A 21,257-nucleotide genomic window follows, 5' to 3' on the forward strand; every position below is an offset into this window, starting at 1 on the left:
GCCGCTGCCACGCACTGACGGCTTCTGGACTCAGCCGCCCGCCAATACCTTGTAGAGGTAGGAGCGCGAGATGCCCAGCTCCTGTGCCGCACGCTTCTTGTTGCCGCCATGGCGCGCAATGGCGTCGAGGATGGCCGCGTGCTCCAGGCTCCTCAAAGGCATCGCCGCAGGCGCAGGCGGCGCCATGGGCGGCTGCGCCGGCCGGGCCGGCAGATCCTGGTGGCGGGCAAAGTTCTCGACGCTCAGCAGCTGGCCGTCGCAGAACACCAGCGCCTCCTCGACGCGCTGGCGCAGCTGGCGCACATTGCCCGGCCAGCTCTGCTGCGCCAGGTAGCTCATGACGCCCGGCGCCATGCGCGGCAAGGTGAGGCCATTGCGCTCGCAGAAAGCCTCGGCGAAGCGCTGCACCAAGGCCGGAATATCCTCCACGCGCTGGCGCAACGCCGGCACCTGCAACACGACGCCGCTCAAGCGGTAGAACAAATCCAGCCGGAAGCGCCCACTGTCGATCAGTGCGCGTAGATCGCGGTGAGTGGCAGCGACAATGCGGAAGTTCACACGCCGCCCTTCACTTGCGCCCAGGCGCTGCACCTGCCGGTCCTCCAGCACGCGCAGCAGCTTGACCTGGATCTCCATCGGTATGTCGGCCACTTCGTCGAGGAACAGCGTGCCGCCCTCGGCCTGCTCCAGCTTGCCAGGCTGGCCCTGCTTCTTGCCGCCCGTGAAGGCGCCAGCCTCGTAGCCGAAGAGTTCGGCCTCGATCAGGGTCGCGGGCAGCGCGGCGAGGTTCAGGCTCACGAGTGGCGCCTGGGCATCGCGTCCGCGCGCGTGCAGGGCCTGGGCCACCAGTTCCTTGCCGGTGCCGCTCTCGCCGAGGATCAGCACGGGCACGTCCAGCGGCGCCACGGCGTCGATCTCGCGCGCCAGGCGCTGCATGGGCGCGCTGCTGCCCACCATGGCGCCAGGGGATGGCGTGCGCTTGAGCTGGTGCAGTTCGCGCTTGTAGTGCTGCACCTCATCGTGCAGCTGGTTCAGGCGCTGCTGCATGCGGTTGAGCGCCGGCATGCCGCTGAAGCTGACCTGGCCCACCGCGCCCACCAGCGCGCCGCCCTCGAAGACCGGCATGCGGTTGACGATACGCGTCACGCCGGGGCCGAGCTGCAGCATTTCGCCGATCTCGGCCTTGCCGCTGCGGGCCACCTGCGGCAGGCGCGAGTTGGGTATCACCTCCTCGGCCTTGCGCCCCATGGCTGCACCCGGCGCCAGCCCGAGGAACTTCTCGTGCACCGGGCTGATATAGCGCATCAGGCCCTCGTGGTCGGCCACGGTGATGGCCTGGTAGGGGTTGGTGAGGAACATGTTCAGGATGGCGAACGCAAACGGCACGGATGCGACGAAGTCGATCAGCGCGGCCGATGCGTCGGCCGGGCGCACCAGGGCGACCTCCACGGCCTCGTCACCCAGCGCCACCACCGCGTAGCGCGCGCTGGCGCCGCGCCCGCCGGGCACGTCCACATGGAACAGCGTGCCCGGCCCCGGCTCGCGCGCGGCCCGCTTCTCGGCCACGGCGGCGCACAGCAGCGGATCGCGCGCCAGCCCAAGCCGCGCCACGGGCGCGGGCTCACCGCGCTGCCAGACGAGGACGCCAAGCCGCTGCTCGGAAAGAAAGACTGTCTGCATCGGTATCTGTGATGTGTTTTTGGCGGACATATTGTCTTCAGTGTCCACCGTCTGCGTCCACAGGAAGGACACTTATTGTGTCCATCAAGAAAACTCAATAAAAATCAATCACTTGCGAAATGGCATGGGTTGTGCTTTGTCTTGTACACAGGAGGCAATGACATGAGTTGGCAACCCGAAGTGGATGAAATCGCATACCGCCATGCGCTGGCGGCGAAGATGGGCGGAGACGACAAGGTGGCGCGCCACAAGGCCGCGGGCAAGCTGACGGTGCGCGAGCGCATCAGCGCCTGCACGGACCCGGATTCCTTCACGGAAGTGGGCTCGCTCACCGGCTCGGGCCAGTACGACAGCCTGGGCCGATTGGTGGAGTTCACCCCGTCCAACCTGGTGATGGGGCGCGCACGCATCGGCGGGCGACCCGTGGTGGTGGTGGGCGACGACTTCACCGTGCGCGGCGGCGCCAACGACGGCGCCGTGGGCGACAAGCTGATCTTTGCCGAGAAGATGGCGCACGACCTGCGCCTGCCCATGGTGCGCCTGGTGGACGGCACGGGCGGCGGCGGCTCGGTGCGCAACATCGAGACCAAGGGTTATACCAGCGTGCCAACCATGAAGGTCTGGAGCCAGGTGGTCGAAAACCTCTCCACCGTGCCCGTGGTGTCGCTGGCGCTGGGCTCGGTGGCCGGCATGGGCGCGGCGCGCGTGACGTCCAGCCACTACTCGCTGATGGTCAAGGGCACGGCCCAGCTGTTCAACGCCGGGCCGCCGGTGGTGGCGCGCATCGGTCAGAACGTGACCAAGGAGGAGCTGGGCGGCAGCCAGATCCACACGCGCAACGGCGTGGTGGACGACGAGGTGGCCAGCGAGGAGGAGGCCTTCGAGCGCGTGCGCCGTTTCCTGTCCTACCTGCCGCCGTCGGTGCACGAGCTGCCCGCGCGCGGCGAGGTGCGGGATGACGCCGCGCGCCGCGACGAATGGCTGCTCTCGGCCATTCCGCGCGACGGCCGCAAGGTCTACAAGATCCGGCCCATCGTCGAATGCCTGGTGGACCAGGGCTCGTTTCTGGAGATGGGCCGCCAGTGGGGCCGCGCCATCGTCACGGGCCTGGCACGCATCGACGGCTGGCCCGTGGCCGTGGTGGCCAGCGACCCGTATTTCTACGGCGGCGGCTGGGACGGCCCCTCGGCCGAGAAGTTCACGCGCTTCGTCGACCTGGCCCAGACCTTCCACCTGCCGGTGCTGAACCTGGTGGACATCGCCGGCTTCCAGATCGGCGTCGAGGCCGAGCGGGCCGGCATCATGCGCTACGGCGCGCGCGCGCTGGCCGCCGTCTACCAGGCCACGGTGCCCTGGTGCAGCATCATCGTGCGCCGCGCCTATGGGGTGGCCGCCGCCGGCCACCAGCACATGGGGCGCTTCAATTTCCGCTATGCCTGGCCCTCGGCCAACTGGGGCTCGCTGCCCATAGAGGGCGGGCTCGAGGTGGCCTACAAGGCCGAGATCGAAGGCGCCGACGACCCGATGCAAAAGCGCGCCGAGATCGAGCAGCGCGTGCGCAGCCTGACCTCGCCGTTCCGCACGGCCGAGGCCTTCGGCATCGACGAGGTGATCGACCCGCGCGACACGCGCCGGCTGCTGTGCGAGTTCGCCAACCTGGCCGCGCCGCTGCGCGAGGCCGGGGCGCCGCGCTTTGGCCTGCGCCCCTGATCCATACCAAAAACCATAGCTGTCAGCGCTTGATATGCAAGCGTTGGAGGCCGATTCCACTAAAACCCCAAGGAGACACAATGACCGCAAAACACTGGCAACCGACACGCCGCGCCACCCTGGCGCTGTGCCTGGCCGCATCGTGGCTGGCCGCCGCGCCCGCACATGCTCAGGCTGACAACTGGCCCGCCAAGCCCATCCGCATCGTGGTGGGCTTTCCGGCAGGCTCGTTCACCGACACCATTGCCCGCGCCCTGTCGGATCAGCTCAGCAAGCAGCTCGGCCAGCCAGTGATCGTGGACAACAAGCCCGGCGCCAACGGCGCCATCGGCGTGGGCGAGGTGGCCCGCTCCGCGCCCGATGGCTACACGCTGCTGGTCACCAACTCCAGCAGCATCACCATCAACCCGCAGATCTACAAGAAGATCACCTACCAGCCCAAGGACTTCGCGCCCGTCACCATGCTGCTGGACGCGCCCTTCATCCTCACCGCCAACCCGGACTGGGCCAGCAAGCACCAGATCCGCAGCGCGCAGGACGTGATCGCCTACGCCAAGCGCAACCCCGACAAGATCAGCTACGGCTCGGCCGGCCCCGGCAACATCGCCCATCTGGCGTTTGCACAGTGGAGCAACCGTACCGGCGTCAAGACCACGCATGTGCCGTACAAGAGCGCCTCGCAGGCGCAGCTGGCGGTGCTCAGCGGCGAGCTGGACACTCAGTTCGACACCTGGAGCGCGCTGCCGCAAATCGCCGCCAGCAAGCTGCTGCCGCTGGCCGTCACCGCGCCCCAGCGCATGAAGCAGCTGCCCAACGTGCCCACCATGGCCGAGGCCGGCTACGCCGACTTCAACGTCACCTTCTGGGCCGGGCTGTTCGCGCCGGCCGGCACGCCGCCGGCCATCGTGGACAAGCTCTACGAGGCAACGAAAAGCATGCTCCAGAACGAGCATGCGCGCAACGTGCTCAGCAAACAGGGCGACATGGTGATGCTGGCGCCCGAGCCCTTCGGCCAGCGCATCGCCAAGGAGGTGGCGGACTGGAAGCAGGTGATCCAGCGCGAAGCCATCGCGCTGGATTGAAAAGGAGCCAGGCATGTCTGTGCTGTACGCACTGAGCCCCCGCGCCGTGGCCATCCTCGGCGCGTCGGACAACCCCATCAAGGCCGGTGGCCGGCCCATCGATTACATGCGCCGCCACGGCTACGCGGGCCGCATCTTCCCGATCAACCCGAACCGCAGCGAGGTGCAGGGCCTGCCCGCCTACGCATCGCTGCGGGCGCTGCCCGAGGCGCCCGACGCCGTGGTCATCAGCCTGCCCAGCGAAGACGTGGCCGCCGCCATCGACGACTGCGTGGCCGTGGGCGCCAAGGCGGCGGTGATCTACTCGTCCGGTTTTGCCGAACTGGGCGATGCGGGCCGCGCGCAACAGGCCGATCTGCTAGCCCGCGCCCGGCGTGGCGGGCTACGCCTGTTTGGCCCCAATTGCCAGGGCGTGGCCAACTTCGCCAGCGGCGCCATCCTCAACTTCTCGACCATGATCAACGAGAGCCCGCCGGGCGACGGCCCCGTGGCCATCGTCAGCCAGAGCGGCGCGGGCGCGGCCATTCTCTACGGCGGGCTGCGCCGTGCGGGCATAGGCGTGCGCTACATGGTCTCCACCGGCAACGAGGCCGACATCTGCGCCGCCGAGGCCGTGCGCGCCGTGGTGCAGGACGAGCGCATCCGCCTCGTCGTGCTCTACGTCGAGACCTTGCGCCAAAGTGCCTACCTGGCCGAGGCCGCGCGGCTGGCGCGCGAGCGCGGCGTCACCATCCTGGCCGTCAAGGCCGGGCGCACCAGCGCCGGCCAGGCCACGGCCAGCTCGCACACCGGCGCGCTGGCGGCCGAGGACGCGCTGGCCGATGCCTTCTTGCGCCAGCACGGCATACCGCGCCTGGCGGACTTCCGCGAGCTGATCGACTACGCGCCGCTGTTCCTCTCGCAACCCGCCGCGCGCGGCCCCCGGGTGGTCAGCATCAGCAATTCCGGCGCCACCTGCGTGCTCGCGGCGGATGCGGCCGAGGAGTTCGGCCTGGCCGTGGAGCAGTTCGACGCCGCCACGCTCGCAGGGCTCCAGCAGGCCCTGCCGTCCTACGTGACGGCGCGTAACCCCATCGACATGACCACGGCCCTGCTGGGCAAGCCCGAGACCTTCGGCAACACGCTGCGGGCGCTGTCCGGCAGCGGCGCGGCCGACCTGGTGCATGTGGGTTTTCCGATCGGCGGCGAGGGCTACGACTTTGCCGATTTCGCCGCCCAGGCCAGCCGCTTCGCACAGGACAGCGGCATGCCGATCGCCGTCAGCGTGAACCAGGACTGGGTGGCCCAGGCCTTCCAGGCTCAGGGCGTGCCTACCTTCTGGAGCGAGCGCGCCGCCATGCGCGGCCTGGCGCTGCTGGCCGAGCAGGCGGGCGCTGCGGCGCAGCCCCCGGCGATTGCCGCGCCCATGGCAGCGCCATGCGTCACGCTGGACGAGCCTTCCAGCCTGGCCCGGCTGCAAGCCGCCGGCCTGCCGGTGATGCGCCATGCGGTCGCCACCAGCGAGGCGCAGGTGCGCGCCGCCTTCGGCACGCTGCCCGCGCCGCTGGTGGCCAAGGGCGTGTCGGCCGACCTGGCGCACAAGTCCGAGCATGGCCTGGTACGGCTGAACCTGCGCGCGGCAGAGCAGGCCGTGCAGGCCTTGCACGACTTCGCCGCCACGCTGCGCGGCCTGGGCGCGCAGGACGGCGGCCTGCTGCTGGGCGCGCAGCACCAGGCCGATTTCGAGCTGGCCCTGGGCGCGCATGTCGATCCCGAATTCGGCGTGGCCGTGATGATCGGCCAGGGCGGCGTGCTGGTCGAGGCGCTCAGGGACGTGCAATTCCTGGTCGCGCCCTTCAGCCGTGCGCAGGCGCTGGCCGCGCTGGGCCGCCTGGCCATCGCGCCCGCGTTCGCCGCCGTGCGCGGCATGCCGGCGGTGGCATTGGAGCCGCTGGCCGACATGATGGTGCGCCTGGGCGACTGGATGCTGGCCCAGGCCGGCCAAGTGCAGTCGGTCGATGCCAACCCGGTGCTGGTGGCGCGCGGCGCGCAGGCGCCCGTGATCGTCGATGCCGTCGTCGCCGTGGCGCAGGAGGGTGCCGTATGACCGAGGCTCGCCTACCCCGCCGCGTGCTCGTCGCCAACCGGGGCGCCGTGGCCGCGCGTGTGATCCGCACGCTGCGCCGCATGGGTATCGAATCGGTGGCGGTGTATTCCGAGGCCGATGCCGGTCTGCCCTATGTGGGCGCCGCCGACCGGGCCGTGGCCATCGGCCCCGCGCCCGCCCAGCAGAGCTATCTGAACCAGGCGCGCCTGCTCGACGTGGCGCGCGAGAGCGGCGCCGACGCGGTGCATCCGGGCTACGGTTTTCTGTCCGAGAACGCCGGCTTCGCCGAGGCCGTGCAGCGGCAGGGCCTGTGCTTCATCGGCCCATCGCCGCGCTGGATACGCGAACTGGGCCACAAGACGCAGGCGCGCGCCTTCATGGCCGGGCAAGGCATGCCCCAGGCCGCCAGCTCGCCGGTGCTGGCGAGCAGCGATGAGGCGCTGGCCGCGGCCGCGCGCATCGGCTACCCGGTGCTGGTCAAGCCCGCCGGCGGTGGTGGCGGCATCGGCATGCTGCCCGCGCGCGATGCGCAGGCGCTGGCCGCCGCCTGGGCCAAGGCCAGCGGCATCGCCGCCAAGTTCTTCGGCTCGGCCGAGTTGTACCTGGAAAGGCTGATCGAGGCGCCGCGCCACATCGAATTCCAGGTGCTGGCCGACCGCCACGGCGAGGTGCGCATCCTGTTCGAGCGTGACTGCTCGGTGCAGCGCCGCCACCAAAAGGTGCTGGAGGAAGCCCGCCCCGTGGGCATTCCCGAGGCGCAGCTGGCCGACATGCGCTTGCTGCTGTCGGGCCTACTGGCGCGCATCGGCTACGACGTGATCGGCACGGTGGAAATGCTCTACACACCGCAAGACGGCTTCGTGTTCCTGGAAATGAATACCCGCCTGCAGGTCGAGCATGCAGTGACCGAGGAGATCACCGGCATCGACATCGTCGAAGCCCAGATCCGCCTGGCTGCCGGCATGCACATGCGCCAGGTGCTGCCCGGCCCGATGCAGGCCAGCGGCCATGCCATCGAGGCGCGCATCTATGCCGAAGACCCGGTGCGCTTCCTGCCCTCGCCGGGGCCGCTGGCACGCTTCGAACTGCCCACGGGCGACGGTATCCGCGTGGAGACCGGCTATGCCCAGGGCGCGTCCGTCACGCCGTTCTACGACCCCATGATCGCCAAGCTCGTGGCCCATGGCCACGACCGCAGGGACGCCATCGCGCGCCTGCAGGCGGCGCTGGCACAGACCCGCATCGAGGGCGTGAAGACGAACATCCCGTTCATCCAGCGCATCCTGGCCCACGCCGACTTCGTGGCTGGCCGCATCGACACCGGCATCGCCCAGCGCGTGCTGAGCCCCCAACCTTGAAGGAACCCGCCATGACCACCATTGCAAGCCCCATCGCCGGCCTGGTCGCCGCCATCGAAGCCGCCGAAGGCGCCGCCATCGACGCCGGTGCCACCCTCATCATCGTCGAGTCGATGAAGATGGAAATCCCCGTCGAGGCCGAGGCCGCCGGCATCGTGCGCAAGCTGCTCGTCGCCGTAGGCGAGCAGATCGCCGAAGGCCAGGCCGTTGCGGAGATCGAATGAGCGCCACCGCACCGCCTGATGAGCTGCAGGCCGCCGCGCTGGCGCGCGGCTACTTCGGCATCGACGTGCCGTTCATGCGCCACATCGGCCTCACGCCTGTGAGCCTGGCACCCGGCCTGGCGCGCACGCGCCTGCCGCTGCGGCCGGAACTGGCCAACAGCCGCGGCCATGGCCACGGCGGCGCGATGATGAGCGCGCTGGACTTCACGCTGAGTGCCGCCGCGCGCTCGCACGACCCGCTGGGACTGGGCGTCATCACCATCGAGATGAACACCCACTTTCTCGCCACGGCCACGACCGACCTGCTGATCGAGGCCCGCATCCTGCGCGGCGGCGCGCGCACCGTGTTCTGCGAGGGCAACGTCATCGACACCGCCGGCAATGTGGTCTGCACGGCGCGCGCGGTGTTCAAGCTGGTGGCGCTGGGCTGATCCCGCTCATTGAAGCGCCGCCAGACGCCATCAGCGCGGCGGCTGCAGCACGCTGGCATCCGTGTGGATGAGCTCCAGCGGCGCGCGCCGGCCGGCCAGGTAATCCTCGACGGACTGCAGCACCAGCGGGCTGCGGTGGCGCGCGCTGCAGCTGCGCAGCTCCTCGGGGGTGAGCCACACGGCGCGCAGGATGCCGTCGTCCAGCGACCGCCAGGCGTGGTGCGCGCCCACATTGCCCGCAAACGCAAAGCGCAGGTAGGTGATGTCGTCCCCCGTGCGCGTGCGCGTGAAGCGGTTCAGGTACACGCCCACCAGCGCCGTGGGCTCGAAGTCGTAGGCCGTCTCCTCCAGCACCTCGCGCACGCAGGCCTGGATGGGCGACTCTCCCGGGTCCAGGTGGCCCGCGGGGTTGTTCAGCCGCAGCCCGTCGGCCGTGTCTTCCTCGACGAACAGAAAGCGGCCCTCGCGCTCGACGATGGCGGCCACGGTGACGTTGGGTTTCCAGCGGTTTGGCATGGCCGCGATTATCACCAGCGCATGTGGACACTTTCTGACGGCTTGCGCTGGGTCAAGTTCCGGCGCGCCCCGAACGCGCAGCGCTCGGGATAATCCCCACCCCATGCTGCAGCGCATTCGCCACCACCGACGCCTGGGCTCCGCGGTCCTCGCGGTGTTCGTGTGTGCGTGGCTGGTGGCGCTGTGGGCCAACGTGCAGGTGCGCCAGGCGCTGCCGGCAGTCGACCTGGCGCACCTGGACGTCTGCTTCGCTGCACCTGCGGGTGACCCCGCGCCGCACGCCGACCCAGCTGCGCACGACAGCCACCATGCCGACCCCGGCTGCCTGCTGTGCATTGCCCTGGCCACACCGCCAGCCTTGGCACTGGCCGCCCTGCGCCCGCCCGCCCCGCGCGTGCACCCCGCACAGCGCAGCCGCGCGCCGGCCGTGGCGGCCTGGCGCGCCCAGGCGCCGCTGCCCCCGCGCGGCCCGCCTTCCACCCACGCCTGACTGCAACCACCCGCCGGCCCGTGGGGCTGGCGCCTTCCGTTGTTTGCCTGCGCGCTGATCTGCCGCCCCCGCGGCCGAGCAGCGCCGGGCGTGGATTTCTCATGACTGCATATTCCTTCCGCGCGCCTGCCTTGCGGTGCGCGCCCCTGTCCTCGCACCTCACCCCCTGCGCGCTGGCCTGCGCGCTGCTGCTGGCCGGCCCGGCCCTGGCCGCGAACGACGCCGTGAACAACGCGGCCGCGGCCCCCGAGCACACGCTGCGCGACGTGGTCGTCACGGCCGTGCACGACCACTCGCCCGTGCAGGTGGTGGCCGACCCCAAGCAGCCGCGCCAGCCCGTGCCGGCCAGCGACGCGGCCGACTACCTCAAGACCATCCCGGGCTTCTCGGCCATCCGCAGCGGTGGCTCCAACGGCGACCCGGTGTTCCGCGGCCAGTTCGGCTCGCGCCTGCCGCTGCTGACCAACGGCACGCAGCTGCTGGGCGCCTGCCCGGGGCGCATGGACGCGCCCAGCTCCTACATCTCGCCCGAGACCTACGACACGCTCACCGTCGTCAAGGGGCCGCAGACCGTCGTCTGGGGGCCGGGCACCTCGGCCGGCGTGGTGCGCTTTGACCGCGAGCGCCCTGACTTCACCGAACCCGGCGTGCGCCTCAGCGCCAGCCTGCTGGGCGCCAGCGCCGGGCGCAACGACCAGAACGTGGACTTTCAGGCCGGCAACGCGCAGGTGTACGTGCGCGTGACCGCCAACCATTCCCACGGCCAGGACTACAAGGACGGCGACGGACGGCGCGTGCCCTCGGCCTGGGACAAATGGAACACCGACGTGGCGCTGGGCTTCACGCCCGACGCCGACACGCTGCTGGAGCTGAGCGCCGGCACGGGCGACGGCGAGGCGCGCTACGGCGGGCGCGGCATGGACGGCACGCAGTTCAAGCGCGAAAGCTGGGGCCTGCGCTTCGAGAAGCGCCACCTCACACCCTGGCTGGCCAAGCTGCAGGCACAGGTCTACGGCAACCGCGCCGACCACGTGATGGACAACTTCACGCTGCGCACCTTCCAGCCCGGCGGCAGCATGTCCATGCCCATGGCCAGCAACGTGCGGCGCACCACCGAGGGCGCGCGCGTGGCCGCCACGCTGCAGTGGCAGCCCGACTGGCAGCTGGAGACCGGCCTGGACGCACAGCGCAGCCCGCACGACAAGCGCAGCGGCACGCCCAGCGTGCCCTACGACAGCAAGCCCTGGATGCGCGACGCCAAGTTCGAGAACCTGGGCGCATTTGCCGAGCTGTCATGGCAGGCCCAGGCCGACACGCGCTGGGTGGGCGGCCTGCGCCTGGACCGCGCCGAGGCCTGGCGCTACCCTGCCCCGAGCGGCATGGGCGGCATGGCCCCGGCGGCCGGCGCGGACCACCGCACGCGCTCGGCCATGCCCAGCGGCTTCGTGCGCTGGGAACGCACGCTGGCGCCGCAGGGCGCGCTGGTCTACGCGGGCCTGGGGCACGTGCAGCGCTTTCCGGACTACTGGGAGTTGATCTCCCCCGGCAACGGCGCGGCCAGCGCCGGCAACGCCTTCGCCACGCTGCGCCCCGAGAAGACCACGCAGCTGGACATGGGCGCGCAGTGGAAGGGCGCGGACTGGCAGCTGTGGACCTCGGCCTATGTGGGCGTGGTGCGCGACTACATCCTGTTCGACTACACCGGCATGAAATCGGCCGTGCGCAACGTCGACGCCCGCACCGCCGGGCTGGAGCTGGGCGCCAGCCAGCGCCTGGGCACGGCGTGGACGGCACAGGGCACGCTGGCCTACAGCTGGGGCCGCAACACCAGTGAAGGCCGCCCGCTGCCGCAGATGCCGCCGCTGGAGGCACGCCTGGGCCTGGAATACGCCCAGGGGCCGTGGAGCGCCGGCGGCCTGTGGCGCCTGGTGGCCGCGCAGCACCGCCATGCCAACGGCCAGGGCAACGTGGTGGGCCGCGACCTGGGCGCAAGCGCCGGCTTCGGCGTGCTGTCGCTGCACGCGGGCTACCGCATCAACGCGCAGCTGAAGCTTGCCGCCGGGGTGGACAACCTGCTGGACAAGAACTACGCCGAGCACCTGAACCTGGCGGGCAACGCCGGCTTCGGCTACCCGGGCGGCGTGCGCATCAACGAACCCGGCCGCACGCTGTGGCTGCGCGCGGACCTGCAGTTCTAGGCTTCGGAGGTAATTAAAAAGATAGCTGGTCGCGCTTGCTGCATGGGAGTTTCAGGCACAAAACATGCTGAAATTCTTTGATGGCAAGCGCTAACAGCTATCGTTTTTACAGTGCCTGCGCCATGTACACCGCGCCGGCGCCGTAGCTGTCCAGGTGGCGCCGCTGCGCGGCGTCCTGCACCGGGTGTGCGGCGTAGCCCTGGCGCGCCCAGTACGTCTGCGAGCCCTGCACCGACACCAGCGCCGTGTGCAGCAGCCCTGCCGCGCGGGCCCGCGGCAGCAGCCGCGTAAGCAACGCACGCGCCAGGCCCCGGCCGGCGCAGGCGGGCAGCACCGCCATGTCGTGCAGGTACAGGGTGTCGGGCGCCGGCACGGCATCGAAGTCGCCGTGCAGCGGCGTGACCTTGCCCAGCAGCGAGTGGTAGGCCGCCAGGTAGGCGGCCACGCGCCCCTCATGCTCCAGCACCAGCGAGCAGTTCACGGGGCTGGCCAGGCGGCGGGCAAACACCTCGGCGCTTTCGACGTAGGCGTCGCCGTAGCAGGCGCGCTGCACCGCCAGCAACGCGGGCAGGTCGGCCGGCGTGAGGGCGCGCGGCGCGCCGGTCATCGCTGCGGCGGCAGGGCCCTGGACGGGTGCGGCAGGTAGTCGTCCAGCGACAGGCCCTTCTCTTTCAGCAGGCCCTCCAGCACCGGCGCCAGGCGGCCCAGGCTTTCCTGCACCGCTTCGCGCACGGTGTCCACCACCACCTGGGTGCTGCGCTCGATCTCGATGTTCAGGCGGTCACCCACCTGCACGTCCTCGAACACGGTGGCGCGGCGCGTCTCGGGGATCAGCCAGACCTCGAACCAACCCTCGGCGCGGTCCACCTCGGCCACGGTGAGGCTGGCGCCGTGGAGGGCGATGTAGCCCTTGGCGAACACGTAGCGCCGAAACGCCTCGGGCACGGCCACGCGCCACACCAGGTTGTTGTCCAGTTCGCGCCGCTGCACCAGTTGCCCGGTGAAGTCGATGTGGCCCGACAGGGGGTGGCCGCCGATCTCGGCGCCCTCCTTGGCGGCACGCTCCACGTTCACGCGGTCGCCCACGGCGTAGCTGCCCAGCGTGGTGATGTTCAGGCTTTGCAGCATCACGTCGAACGTGGCGCGCGTGGGCGAGAGGATCTCGGTCACCGTGAGGCACACGCCGTCCGTCGCCACGCTGGCGCCGATGGCGAGGTCCTGGCAGAAGCCAGCGGGGAATTCGAGGGTGAAGGTACGCAGGCCGGCGCGGTCGTCGATGGCGGCGATGCGCGCGGTGGCCTGGACGATGCCTGTGAACATGGCGCGGATTCAGATAGCGGAAGACTCCGGGATTGTGCCAGCCGCACTCACGCAGCGCCGCCGCCCTCCGCCGCCGGCAGGCACAGGCGCAGCCGCGCCCCGCCCAGCGGCGAGGCCTGCGCTTGCACGCTGCCGCCATAGGTTTGCGCCAGCGCACGCACGATGTCCAGCCCCAGGCCCGCGCCGGGGCGCTGCTCGTCCAGCTGCACGCCGCGCTCGAACATGCGCTCGCGCAGCGCCTCGGCAATGCCGGGGCCGTCGTCATCGATGGTGAAGCACAGCTGGCTGCCCTCGCGCTGCACATCCACCACCACGCGTGTGCGCGCCCATTTGCCGGCGTTGTCGATCAGGTTGCCCAGCAGTTCGTACAGGTCTTGCTCCTCGCCGCGAAAGGCGGCGTCTCGGGCGCCGTCTTGCGCCTGCGGCGCCAGCTCGAACGTCAGCTGGCGGTCGGCATGCAGGCGCTGCATGGTGCGCAGCAGCGCCTGCACGGGCGCCAGTACCGGCGTGCGCAGCCCGGTGGCGCGCACGGCGGCGGCCGCGCGGGCGCGGGCCAGGTGGTAGTCCACCTGGCGGCGCGCGCTGGCCACCTGCTCGGTCACCAGTTGCGCCAGCGGTGTGCCCTCTTGCGCCGCGGCGTTGGCCAGGATGGACAGCGGCGTGTGCACCGCATGCGCCAGGTTGCCCGCCTGGGTGCGGGCGCGCTGCACCATGTCGGCGTTTTCAAGCAGCACGTGGTTGAACTCGCTCACCAGTGGCTGCAGCTCTTGCGGAAAGCATCCCTGCAGCCGCGTGGACTGGCCGCCGCGCACGGTGGCCAGCTGCTCGCGCAGCCGTTGCAGCGGGCGCAGGGCCAGGTGCAGCTGCACCGCAACTGCCACGGCCAGGCCCAGCGTCAGCAGGCCCAGCGCGGTCAGCAGCAGGCGGGTGAAGCGCTGCAGCGGCTCGGCCAGCAGCGCGGTGTCGCCCGCCACGGCCAGGCGCAGCGGCGGGGCGCCGTCTTCGGGCAATTGCAGGGTGCGCGCCACGGTCAGCAGTGCGTGGCCCTGGCTGTCGTGCAGCTGCAGCACGCGAAAGCCGCGCGCGGGGTAGTCGCCCGCCACGGGCGGCAGCGCCAGCACCTGGTCCCAAAGCGAGCGCGAACGTGCCACCGCCTCTTGCGGCGCGGCGCCCAGCTGGTCCACTTGCCAGTACAGGCCCGACAGCGGCTGTGCCAGGCGCGGGTCGAAGGCCACGGGCGCCACGCGGGTGCCGCCCTGGGGTGTCCAGTCCACGGCGGCGCTCAGCTGGTCCAGTTGCACCACCAGCTGCGCCTGCAGCTGCTGGGTGATGTGGTCCTGGAACAGCGCGCGCAGCGCCCAGCCTGCCAGCGCGACGCTGAGCAGCATCCAGGCCAGCGTGCCCGCCAGCAGGCGCAGGCGCAGCGAGCCGCCCGCCGTCATGGCGCAGCGCCGGCGTCCACCAGCCGGTAGCCCAGGCCGCGCACGGTCTCGATGCTGCCCGGCGGCAGCTTCTTGCGCAGGCGGCCGACAAAGACCTCGATGGTGTTGGAGTCGCGGTCGCTGTCGTGCGGGTAGATGTGCTCGGACAGCAGGGTGCGGGGCAGTACCTGGCCCTTGCGTTGCATCAAGAGCGACAGCAGTTTGAACTCGTGGCTGGTGAGCGTGAGCGGCTGGCCGTCCACCAGCACGCGCGCCTGGCGCGTGTCCAGCCAGATCGGGCCGCACTGCCACTGCGCGCTGGCGTGTTCGCCCAGGCGGCGCAGCAGGGCGCGCAGGCGCGCCAGCAGTTCTTCCATATGGAAGGGTTTGGCCAGGTAGTCGTCGGCCCCGGCGTCCATGCCTGCCACCTTCTCGTGCCAGGCGCTGCGCGCGGTGAGGATCAGCACCGGCATGTTGCGCCCCGCCGCGCGCCAGCGGCGCAGCACCGACAAGCCGTCCAGCACAGGCAGGCCCAGGTCCAGCACCACGGCGTCAAAGTCTTCCACCTCGCCCAGGTAATGCGCCTGGGCGCCGTCGCTGGCGTGTTCCACCGTGTGGCCCGCCGCGGCAATGGCCTGCACCAGCTGGGCGCAGAGGGTGGGTTCGTCTTCCACGACGAGGATGCGCATCAAGGCTCCTTGCGTTTGATCTTCAGCACCTGGCCGTTGACCGCGTCCACTTTCAGCTTGGCCACGCGGCCGTCGCTTTGCAGCAGGCGGATCTCGTAGAGATAGCGGCCGTCATCATGCTCGAACTCCACCTTCAGCACCTGGCCCTGGTGGTCGCGCTCGACCTTGTCGATCACCGTGCGCAGCGGCAGCACCTGGCCCTGCTGCAGCGCCTTGCGCGCCGGCTCATGGTCACGCTCATCGGCATGCAACGCGCCGCCTGTGGCGCCGGCGCCCACAAGCAGCAGCATGGCAAAGAGGCGGCGCAAGGTGTTCATGGGCTGTGGTTATACGGGCGCGGCGATGAACGACGGATGAATGCAGCCTTCAGCAGAGATTCAGGAAGGTTTTTCCACAATCGTTGCCAGGCCGTTTGCTGCATCTGCGCAGCCGGCTGTTCACCCAACGCACAAGAAGGAAAACCCCATGCGCATCAAGATCGCCGTAGGCGCCTGCTTGCTGGCCATCACGCTGGCCTGGCAGGCGGCACTGCCACCCGAACTGGGCATCTTCCCCCTCGTGGATGCGCAGGGCGCGGCCACCGGCTGGTGGCAGCTGCGCCAGCAGGCCCTGTACCTGTCGGGGCTGTGGAGCATCGGCCTGATGGCACTGGCCATGGTGCTGGCGCTGCGCCTGCCCTGGCTGGAGCGCCCGCTGGGCGGCATGGACCAGGTCTACCGCCTGCACAAGTGGGCCGGCATCAGTGCGGCGCTGACGGCCATCCTGCACTGGGGCGCCGATGAATCCAGCGACTGGATCAAGGGCCTGTGGGGCCGCGCCGGCCGGCCGGCGCGCGACGCCGTTCTGCCCTGGCTCACCGACGCCCGGGGCCTTGCCAAGGACCTGGGCGAGATGGCTTTTTACCTGCTGCTGGCCATGGTGGCCATCACGCTGCTGACCCGGCTGCTGGCCTACAAGCCGTGGCGCTTCCTGCACCGCGCCATGCCGCTGGTGTTCCTGGCGCTCACGCTGCATACCGTGGCGCTGATGCCGCTGACCTTCTGGACGCTCCCGCTGGGCCTGCTGATGGGCACGTTGCTGGCGCTGGGCAGCCTGGCCGCCGTGTGGTCGCTGGCGGGCTGGATCGGCCGTGCGCGCAGCCACACCGGTCGCATCCATGCCGTGCAGGTGCTGGGCGACGGCGGCGCGGCGGCCCCCATTGAGGTGATCTGCGCCTTGCCCGCCAGCTGGCCCAGCCACCGCGCGGGGCAGTTTGCCTTTGTGCGCTTCGATGCCTGGGAAGGCGCCCACCCCTTCACCATTGCCAGCGCTCCGGGCAGCCTGGGCACCAATGCGCAGGGCGAGCAGTTGCTGCGTCTGGTCATCAAGCCACTGGGCGACTACACCCGCACCCTGGGCCGACGCCTGCAGGCCGGGCAGCGCGTGGACATCGAAGGCCCCTACGGCCGCTTCGACGGGCGGGGCCGCCGCCGGCGCCAGCAGGTGTGGGTGGCGGGTGGCGTGGGCATCACGCCTTTCCTGGCGCTGCTGGAAGCCCGGCAGCCGGGCGCCACGCCGGCGCCCTCCAAACTGCAGCCGGTGCAGATGCACTACTGCACCCGCGACGCCGCCACCGATCCGCTGCTGCCGCGCCTGCGCACGCTGTGCGCGCAGGCCCAACCACCGGTCACGCTCACGGTGCACGGCGACGCCCAGGGCCAGCGCCTCAGGCCCCAGGACCTGGAAGCCACCCCCGGCCCGCTGGACATCTGGTTCTGCGGCCCCCAGGGTCTGGGCGATGCGCTGCACGCGCATGCCAGCGGCACCCGCCCGTGGCGCCTGCACCGCGAATCCTTTGCCATGCGTTGATTCACCCCAAGGAGCTTTCCATGAAATACCCGACCCCGTTGCTGGCCCTGTGCCTGGCCCTGGCAGCAGCCCCTGCGCTGGCGGACGATGACTGCGAGGCCCCCGTGCAGCACTGGCAGTCACGCGACGCCGTGATGCGGCACGCGGCCGCTCAGGGCTGGCAGGTGCAGCGCATCAAGATCGACGACGGCTGCTACGAAGTGCGCGGCCGCGACGCCCAGGGCCGCAGCTTCAAGGCCAAGCTGGACCCCCAGACGCTGCGCGTGGTGAAGATGAAGCTGCGCGGCGACGATGACGAAGGGCATGAGCGCGAGCGCGAACGCCGGCGCGACCGTGGCCCCGCCCAGGATGCCGCCCCATCTGCCGCCCCGTCCGCCGCGCCCGCACCGGCAGCCCCGGCCCACAGCCCCGTGCTGACCCCCGGCACCACGCCGCGCGGCCAGATCGAATAACCCCCCCTTTTTTCTGGAGACTTTCCATGTCCCACACCAAACCCCTGCTGACCACCCTGGCCGCCGCCTGCGCGCTGACCCTGCCCGCCTTGGCACACAGCCGCGAGGTCACGCTCTCGACCACCCTCAAGAACTACGGCGGCGATGGCGCCTACCTCGCCGTCTACCTCACCGACGCCAAGGGCGCCTACGCGGGCACGCTGTGGGTGGCCGGCGGCAAGGCCAAGTACTACAAGCACTTGGCCGACTGGAACCGCCTGTCCGCCAGCGACAGCAAGCGCCTGCAGGGCGTGACCGGCGCCAGCGTGGGCGCGGGCCGCACCCTCAAGGTGACGGCCGACCTGGCCGACGCACTGCTGGATGCGGGCTACGAGATCCGCATCGACGCCGCCGCCGAGGACATGCGCGACAGCCCCTCGGAAATCCGCGTGCCGCTGTCCAACGCCCAGGCCGGCAAGCCGCAGGCGGGCAAGCAGTACATCCAGTCGTTCACCTACCAACTGAAATAAGCGAGGGGGCATCCATGGTTTGGCGGCAGATCCACCGCTGGTTGGGCCTGGTGGCCGGCGCGCTCGCGCTGGTGCTGGGCATTACGGGCACGCTGTTGGCCCTCGACCCGCTGCGCAACGCGTGGCAGGCAGCCCCCGCGGCGCAGGACCTGCCGGTGGCGACGCTGGTGCAGCGCGTGCAGGCCAGCGTGCCCGGCGCGGAGGAAATCCGCCACCTGCCCTCCGGCGGCATCGTGGTGCATGCCTTTGACAACGGCCAGGCCCAGGCCCTGCGTGTGGACCCCGCGGACGGCCGCGTGCTGGGGGGCTACGAGCCCTCGCTGCTGCCACGCTGGGTGAAGAACCTGCACCGCTCCCTGCTGCTGGGCGACGCCGGGCGCATGACCGCGGCCGTGGTGGCGCTCGCCATGCTGGTGCTCTCGGTCTCGGGGCTGCTGCTGCTGCTGCGCCGCATGGGCGGATGGCGGCAACTGAGCGGCCCGGTGCGCGGCACGCTGGCGCAGCGCCTGCACGTGCTGGCGGGGCGGGTCATCCTGTTGGTACTGGCGGTGTCCGCCGCTGCTGCCCTGGTCATGAGCGCCGCCACCTTCGGCCTGCTGCCGCTGGATGCCGTGGCAGAGCCCGACGTGGCCTCCGTACAGGGCAGCCAGGCCGCCCTGCGCGCCGACCAATTGCCCCTGCTGCAGGAGCTGCGCGTTCAGGACCTGCGCAAGCTGAATCTGCCGGCGGCCGACGATCCGCAAGACACCTGGCGCGTGACCACCGCGCAGGGCCAGGGCTGGGTAGACCGCTACAGTGGCCAGACCCTGGCCTGGCAGGACGCCACGGCGGCGCAGCGCGTACACGACTGGGCGTTGCTGCTGCACACCGGCGAAGGCGCGTGGGTTTGGGCGCTGGTGCTGGGCGTCATGGGAGCCAGCATCCCGCTGTTCTGGATCACGGGCGTGGTGTTGTGGTGGCAGGCCCGTCGCAGCCGCCCCCGCATGGCCAACAACAGCCCGCTCGCGCAAGCCGACAGCCTGGTCTTCGTGGCCAGCGAAGGCGGCACCACCTGGGGCTTTGCCCAGGCCCTGCATGCCGCACTGGTCGCCACAGGCCAGCGCGTGCACAGCACGGCACTGGAGCACTGGCGCGTGCCACCGACCGCACGCCAGGTCTATGTGCTGGCGGCCACTTATGGCGACGGCCAGCCGCCGGCCCATGCGGCGCGCGCGCTGGACGCCATCACGCGCCAGCCCGTCACGGGAGCGCAAGTCACGGTACTGGGCTTTGGCGACCGGCAGTTCCCCGCGTTCTGCGCGTATGCCGAGGCGCTGGAGCAGGCGCTGCGCACGCAGGGCTGGCCCACGCTGCTGCCGCTGGAGCGCATCCACCAACAGTCCGCGCAGGAGTTCGCACGCTGGGGACGGACCTTGTCGCAAGCACTGGGTCTGCCCCTGCAGATCGACTACCAGCCGCGCCTGCCGCGCACGGTGGCACTGACGCTCGCCGCGCGACAGGACTTTCCGGGCGGCGCGGGCGAACCCGCGGCCATCCTGCGCTTTGCCCTGCCCGCCCGCGGCCTGCCCCGCTTCGCCGCGGGCGACCTGATCGGCATCATCGCGCCCGGCCAGGCCGTGCCGCGCTACTACTCGCTGGCCAGCGGCACGCGCGACGGCTTCGTGGAAATCTGCGTGCGCCGCATGCCAGGCGGCGTGTGTTCCAGCCACCTGCATGCGCTGCAGGCGGGCGACAGTGTTCAGGCGTTCATCCGCTCCAACCCGGGCTTCGTGCTGCCCGCGGGCCGCGCGCCGGTACTGCTGATCGGCGCGGGGACGGGCGTGGCGCCACTGGCAGGCTTCATACGCGACAACACGCGCCACCGCCCCATGCACCTGTACTACGGCGCGCGCCATCCCGAACGGGACTTCTACTTCGGCACCGAGCTCCCGTCCTGGCAGGCCGACGGCCGCCTGGCCGGGCTGCACACCACGTTCTCCCGTACACCGGGCGGTGGCTATGTGCAGGAAATCCTGCGCCGCGATGCCACGCAGGTGCTTGCACTGATCGCGCAGGGCGCCATCGTGCGTGTGTGCGGCAGCCGCGCCATGGCCCAGGGCGTGGCACAGGTGCTGGATGCGCTGCTGGGCCCGCAGGGCCAGAGCCTGGCGCAACTGAAAGAGCAGGGACGCTATGCCGAAGACCTGTTCTGACCCGCGGCGGCTGGCGCTGCATGGCCCCACCATGGGCACGCGCTGGTCGGTTACCTGCGATGCGGCGCCGGACACCGATGTGCAGGCGCTGCAAACCGCGCTGGCAGCCGCCGTGCAACAGGTGGATGCGCAGATGTCGCCCTGGCTGCCGGGCAGCGATCTCAACCGCTTGAACCACGCCCCCGTGGGGGCCTGGGTCACGCTGCCCGCTGAAATCCTGGAGGTATTGGTTTGCGCGCTGGACGTCTGCCGCCTGAGTGCGGGCGCCTTCGACCCGGCCGCGGGTGCGCTGGTCGATGCCTGGGGCTTTGGAGCGGTGCGCGACGCTCCCGACGCCGAGGCGATCCGCACAGCCACCAGCGCGGCACCTGTCGCGCGCACCCCCACCTACGAGGCGCTAGAACTGGACAGCGGCATGCTGCGCGCCCGCAAGCACGCACCCATGCACCTGGACCTGTGCGGGATCGCCAAGGGCTACGCCGTGGACCGCATGGCCGACGTACTGCGGCAGAACGGCGTACCGCACGCCCTAGTGGCGCTGGACGGCGAGCTGCGCGCCGTGGGCGGCCAGGCCGATGGCCAACCCTGGGCCGTCGCGGTGGAAAGCCCCGAGACCTGCCGCCGCGCCGTGCACAGCGTGGTCGAACTGCAGGACCTGGCTGTGGCGACCTCGGGCGACTACCGGCACTATCTCCAGGTAGGCGACGCACGGCTGGCGCACACCATGGACACGCGCCGTGGCGCCCCCGTGCGCAACGAAGTCGCCTCTGTCACCGTGTTGGCACGCCAGTGCATGCACGCCGACGCCTGGGCCACCGCGCTGCTGGTGGCCGGCCCTGGCGAAGGGCTGGCGCTGGCCCAGCGCATGGGGCTGGAGGCGCTGTGGATGCTGAGGCGCGGCAACGGACTGGTCACGCTGGGGCTGGGCCGGTTCAGCTCGGGCGCACCGGCGAGCGGGGCATGAACGGCAGGTGAATCCAGCGTTCAGCACTGATTCACCGCCTCCCGCGCAGACTGCAGGCACAGTCACCTTCGGCTGCAATCACCGGGC

General features: G+C 70.8%; 20 protein-coding genes. 13 read left to right on the top strand and 7 right to left on the bottom strand.

The window, feature by feature from the left end; all coding sequences use genetic code 11:
* Window positions 1-30: 30 nt before the first annotated feature.
* A complete protein-coding gene (locus DTPSY_RS17130; RefSeq protein WP_041839098.1) occupies window positions 31-1,680 on the bottom strand; it encodes a sigma-54 interaction domain-containing protein in 1,650 nt (549 codons plus the stop codon).
* 162 nt (window positions 1,681-1,842) lie between these two features.
* On the opposite strand from DTPSY_RS17130, the gene DTPSY_RS17135 reads away from it, so the two are divergent.
* From DTPSY_RS17135 to DTPSY_RS17160, 6 genes are all read left to right on the top strand, one after another.
* Window positions 1,843-3,390, top strand: coding sequence for an acyl-CoA carboxylase subunit beta (locus tag DTPSY_RS17135; protein WP_015914629.1), 1,548 nt, complete (start codon window positions 1,843-1,845; stop codon window positions 3,388-3,390).
* Window positions 3,391-3,470: 80 nt separating this feature from the next.
* A complete protein-coding gene (locus tag DTPSY_RS17140; RefSeq protein WP_015914630.1) occupies window positions 3,471-4,472 on the top strand; it encodes a tripartite tricarboxylate transporter substrate binding protein in 1,002 nt (333 codons plus the stop codon).
* Between the two features lie 13 nt (window positions 4,473-4,485).
* Entirely contained in the window at window positions 4,486-6,558 is a 2,073-nt protein-coding gene (locus tag DTPSY_RS17145) for an acetate--CoA ligase family protein (protein ID WP_015914631.1), read from the top strand.
* The gene (locus tag DTPSY_RS17150) at window positions 6,555-7,916 is read left to right on the top strand and encodes an acetyl-CoA carboxylase biotin carboxylase subunit (protein ID WP_015914632.1); all 1,362 of its coding nucleotides are present in this window, start codon (window positions 6,555-6,557) and stop codon (window positions 7,914-7,916) included. The genes DTPSY_RS17145 and DTPSY_RS17150 overlap by 4 nt, the downstream gene beginning before the upstream one ends.
* A gap of 11 nt (window positions 7,917-7,927) precedes the next feature.
* Window positions 7,928-8,140, top strand: coding sequence for an acyl-CoA carboxylase biotin carboxyl carrier protein subunit (locus DTPSY_RS17155; protein ID WP_015914633.1), 213 nt, complete (start codon window positions 7,928-7,930; stop codon window positions 8,138-8,140).
* Entirely contained in the window at window positions 8,137-8,571 is a 435-nt protein-coding gene (locus DTPSY_RS17160) for a PaaI family thioesterase (RefSeq protein WP_015914634.1), read from the top strand. Before DTPSY_RS17155 ends, DTPSY_RS17160 begins: the two co-directional genes overlap by 4 nt.
* Before the next feature lie 30 nt (window positions 8,572-8,601).
* Here the strand turns inward: DTPSY_RS17160 and DTPSY_RS17165 are convergent, their stop codons facing one another.
* Window positions 8,602-9,087, bottom strand: a complete 486-nt coding sequence (locus tag DTPSY_RS17165; RefSeq protein ID WP_015914635.1) for an NUDIX hydrolase — start codon at window positions 9,085-9,087, stop codon at window positions 8,602-8,604.
* Between the two features lie 103 nt (window positions 9,088-9,190).
* On the opposite strand from DTPSY_RS17165, the gene DTPSY_RS17170 reads away from it, so the two are divergent.
* A complete protein-coding gene (locus tag DTPSY_RS17170; RefSeq protein ID WP_015914636.1) occupies window positions 9,191-9,577 on the top strand; it encodes a hypothetical protein in 387 nt (128 codons plus the stop codon).
* 101 nt (window positions 9,578-9,678) lie between these two features.
* Window positions 9,679-11,775, top strand: coding sequence for a TonB-dependent copper receptor (locus DTPSY_RS17175; RefSeq protein WP_015914637.1), 2,097 nt, complete (start codon window positions 9,679-9,681; stop codon window positions 11,773-11,775).
* Window positions 11,776-11,881: 106 nt separating this feature from the next.
* Here DTPSY_RS17175 and DTPSY_RS17180 read toward each other — a convergent pair whose 3' ends face one another.
* The 5 genes from DTPSY_RS17180 to DTPSY_RS17200 are packed head-to-tail and all read right to left on the bottom strand — an operon-like array spanning window position 11,882 to window position 15,522.
* The gene (locus DTPSY_RS17180) at window positions 11,882-12,382 is read right to left on the bottom strand and encodes a GNAT family N-acetyltransferase (RefSeq protein ID WP_015914638.1); all 501 of its coding nucleotides are present in this window, start codon (window positions 12,380-12,382) and stop codon (window positions 11,882-11,884) included.
* Window positions 12,379-13,095, bottom strand: coding sequence for a riboflavin synthase (locus DTPSY_RS17185; protein WP_015914639.1), 717 nt, complete (start codon window positions 13,093-13,095; stop codon window positions 12,379-12,381). The genes DTPSY_RS17180 and DTPSY_RS17185 overlap by 4 nt, the downstream gene beginning before the upstream one ends.
* Before the next feature lie 47 nt (window positions 13,096-13,142).
* A complete protein-coding gene (locus tag DTPSY_RS17190) occupies window positions 13,143-14,537 on the bottom strand; it encodes a sensor histidine kinase (RefSeq protein WP_015914640.1) in 1,395 nt (464 codons plus the stop codon).
* The gene (locus DTPSY_RS17195) at window positions 14,534-15,205 is read right to left on the bottom strand and encodes a response regulator transcription factor (protein WP_015914641.1); all 672 of its coding nucleotides are present in this window, start codon (window positions 15,203-15,205) and stop codon (window positions 14,534-14,536) included. Before DTPSY_RS17195 ends, DTPSY_RS17190 begins: the two co-directional genes overlap by 4 nt.
* Window positions 15,205-15,522 carry a PepSY domain-containing protein gene (locus DTPSY_RS17200; RefSeq protein ID WP_015914642.1) on the bottom strand — a complete coding sequence of 106 codons (318 nt, stop codon included), beginning with the start codon at window positions 15,520-15,522 and terminating at the stop codon, window positions 15,205-15,207. Before DTPSY_RS17200 ends, DTPSY_RS17195 begins: the two co-directional genes overlap by 1 nt.
* Window positions 15,523-15,670: 148 nt before the next feature.
* On the opposite strand from DTPSY_RS17200, the gene DTPSY_RS17205 reads away from it, so the two are divergent.
* Genes DTPSY_RS17205 through DTPSY_RS17225 form a run of 5 tightly spaced genes read left to right on the top strand, consistent with a single transcriptional unit; the run spans window position 15,671 to window position 21,170 of the window.
* Window positions 15,671-17,053 carry a ferredoxin reductase family protein gene (locus tag DTPSY_RS17205; RefSeq protein ID WP_015914643.1) on the top strand — a complete coding sequence of 461 codons (1,383 nt, stop codon included), beginning with the start codon at window positions 15,671-15,673 and terminating at the stop codon, window positions 17,051-17,053.
* 20 nt (window positions 17,054-17,073) lie between these two features.
* Window positions 17,074-17,505 carry a PepSY domain-containing protein gene (locus tag DTPSY_RS17210; protein ID WP_015914644.1) on the top strand — a complete coding sequence of 144 codons (432 nt, stop codon included), beginning with the start codon at window positions 17,074-17,076 and terminating at the stop codon, window positions 17,503-17,505.
* A gap of 26 nt (window positions 17,506-17,531) precedes the next feature.
* Window positions 17,532-18,014, top strand: a complete 483-nt coding sequence (locus DTPSY_RS17215) for a DUF2271 domain-containing protein (protein ID WP_015914645.1) — start codon at window positions 17,532-17,534, stop codon at window positions 18,012-18,014.
* Between the two features lie 14 nt (window positions 18,015-18,028).
* A complete protein-coding gene (locus DTPSY_RS17220; protein ID WP_015914646.1) occupies window positions 18,029-20,206 on the top strand; it encodes a PepSY domain-containing protein in 2,178 nt (725 codons plus the stop codon).
* Entirely contained in the window at window positions 20,187-21,170 is a 984-nt protein-coding gene (locus tag DTPSY_RS17225; protein ID WP_015914647.1) for an FAD:protein FMN transferase, read from the top strand. Before DTPSY_RS17220 ends, DTPSY_RS17225 begins: the two co-directional genes overlap by 20 nt.
* Window positions 21,171-21,257 lie beyond the last annotated feature (87 nt).

It is taken from the genome of [Acidovorax] ebreus TPSY (assembly GCF_000022305.1).
Classification (GTDB): Bacteria; Pseudomonadota; Gammaproteobacteria; order Burkholderiales; family Burkholderiaceae_C; genus Diaphorobacter; species Diaphorobacter nitroreducens.

Coding starts and splice junctions, on each gene's coding strand:
- DTPSY_RS17205 (WP_015914643.1), top strand. CDS start 15,671: ATGCGCATCAAGATCGCCGTAGGCGCCTGCTTGCTGGCCATCACGCTG.
- DTPSY_RS17150 (WP_015914632.1), top strand. CDS start 6,555: ATGACCGAGGCTCGCCTACCCCGCCGCGTGCTCGTCGCCAACCGGGGC.
- DTPSY_RS17180 (WP_015914638.1), bottom strand. CDS start 12,382: ATGACCGGCGCGCCGCGCGCCCTCACGCCGGCCGACCTGCCCGCGTTG.
- DTPSY_RS17200 (WP_015914642.1), bottom strand. CDS start 15,522: ATGAACACCTTGCGCCGCCTCTTTGCCATGCTGCTGCTTGTGGGCGCC.
- DTPSY_RS17220 (WP_015914646.1), top strand. CDS start 18,029: ATGGTTTGGCGGCAGATCCACCGCTGGTTGGGCCTGGTGGCCGGCGCG.
- DTPSY_RS17155 (WP_015914633.1), top strand. CDS start 7,928: ATGACCACCATTGCAAGCCCCATCGCCGGCCTGGTCGCCGCCATCGAA.
- DTPSY_RS17175 (WP_015914637.1), top strand. CDS start 9,679: ATGACTGCATATTCCTTCCGCGCGCCTGCCTTGCGGTGCGCGCCCCTG.
- DTPSY_RS17185 (WP_015914639.1), bottom strand. CDS start 13,095: ATGTTCACAGGCATCGTCCAGGCCACCGCGCGCATCGCCGCCATCGAC.
- DTPSY_RS17130 (WP_041839098.1), bottom strand. CDS start 1,680: ATGCAGACAGTCTTTCTTTCCGAGCAGCGGCTTGGCGTCCTCGTCTGG.
- DTPSY_RS17215 (WP_015914645.1), top strand. CDS start 17,532: ATGTCCCACACCAAACCCCTGCTGACCACCCTGGCCGCCGCCTGCGCG.
- DTPSY_RS17145 (WP_015914631.1), top strand. CDS start 4,486: ATGTCTGTGCTGTACGCACTGAGCCCCCGCGCCGTGGCCATCCTCGGC.
- DTPSY_RS17225 (WP_015914647.1), top strand. CDS start 20,187: ATGCCGAAGACCTGTTCTGACCCGCGGCGGCTGGCGCTGCATGGCCCC.
- DTPSY_RS17140 (WP_015914630.1), top strand. CDS start 3,471: ATGACCGCAAAACACTGGCAACCGACACGCCGCGCCACCCTGGCGCTG.
- DTPSY_RS17195 (WP_015914641.1), bottom strand. CDS start 15,205: ATGCGCATCCTCGTCGTGGAAGACGAACCCACCCTCTGCGCCCAGCTG.
- DTPSY_RS17135 (WP_015914629.1), top strand. CDS start 1,843: ATGAGTTGGCAACCCGAAGTGGATGAAATCGCATACCGCCATGCGCTG.
- DTPSY_RS17170 (WP_015914636.1), top strand. CDS start 9,191: ATGCTGCAGCGCATTCGCCACCACCGACGCCTGGGCTCCGCGGTCCTC.
- DTPSY_RS17210 (WP_015914644.1), top strand. CDS start 17,074: ATGAAATACCCGACCCCGTTGCTGGCCCTGTGCCTGGCCCTGGCAGCA.
- DTPSY_RS17190 (WP_015914640.1), bottom strand. CDS start 14,537: ATGACGGCGGGCGGCTCGCTGCGCCTGCGCCTGCTGGCGGGCACGCTG.
- DTPSY_RS17165 (WP_015914635.1), bottom strand. CDS start 9,087: ATGCCAAACCGCTGGAAACCCAACGTCACCGTGGCCGCCATCGTCGAG.
- DTPSY_RS17160 (WP_015914634.1), top strand. CDS start 8,137: ATGAGCGCCACCGCACCGCCTGATGAGCTGCAGGCCGCCGCGCTGGCG.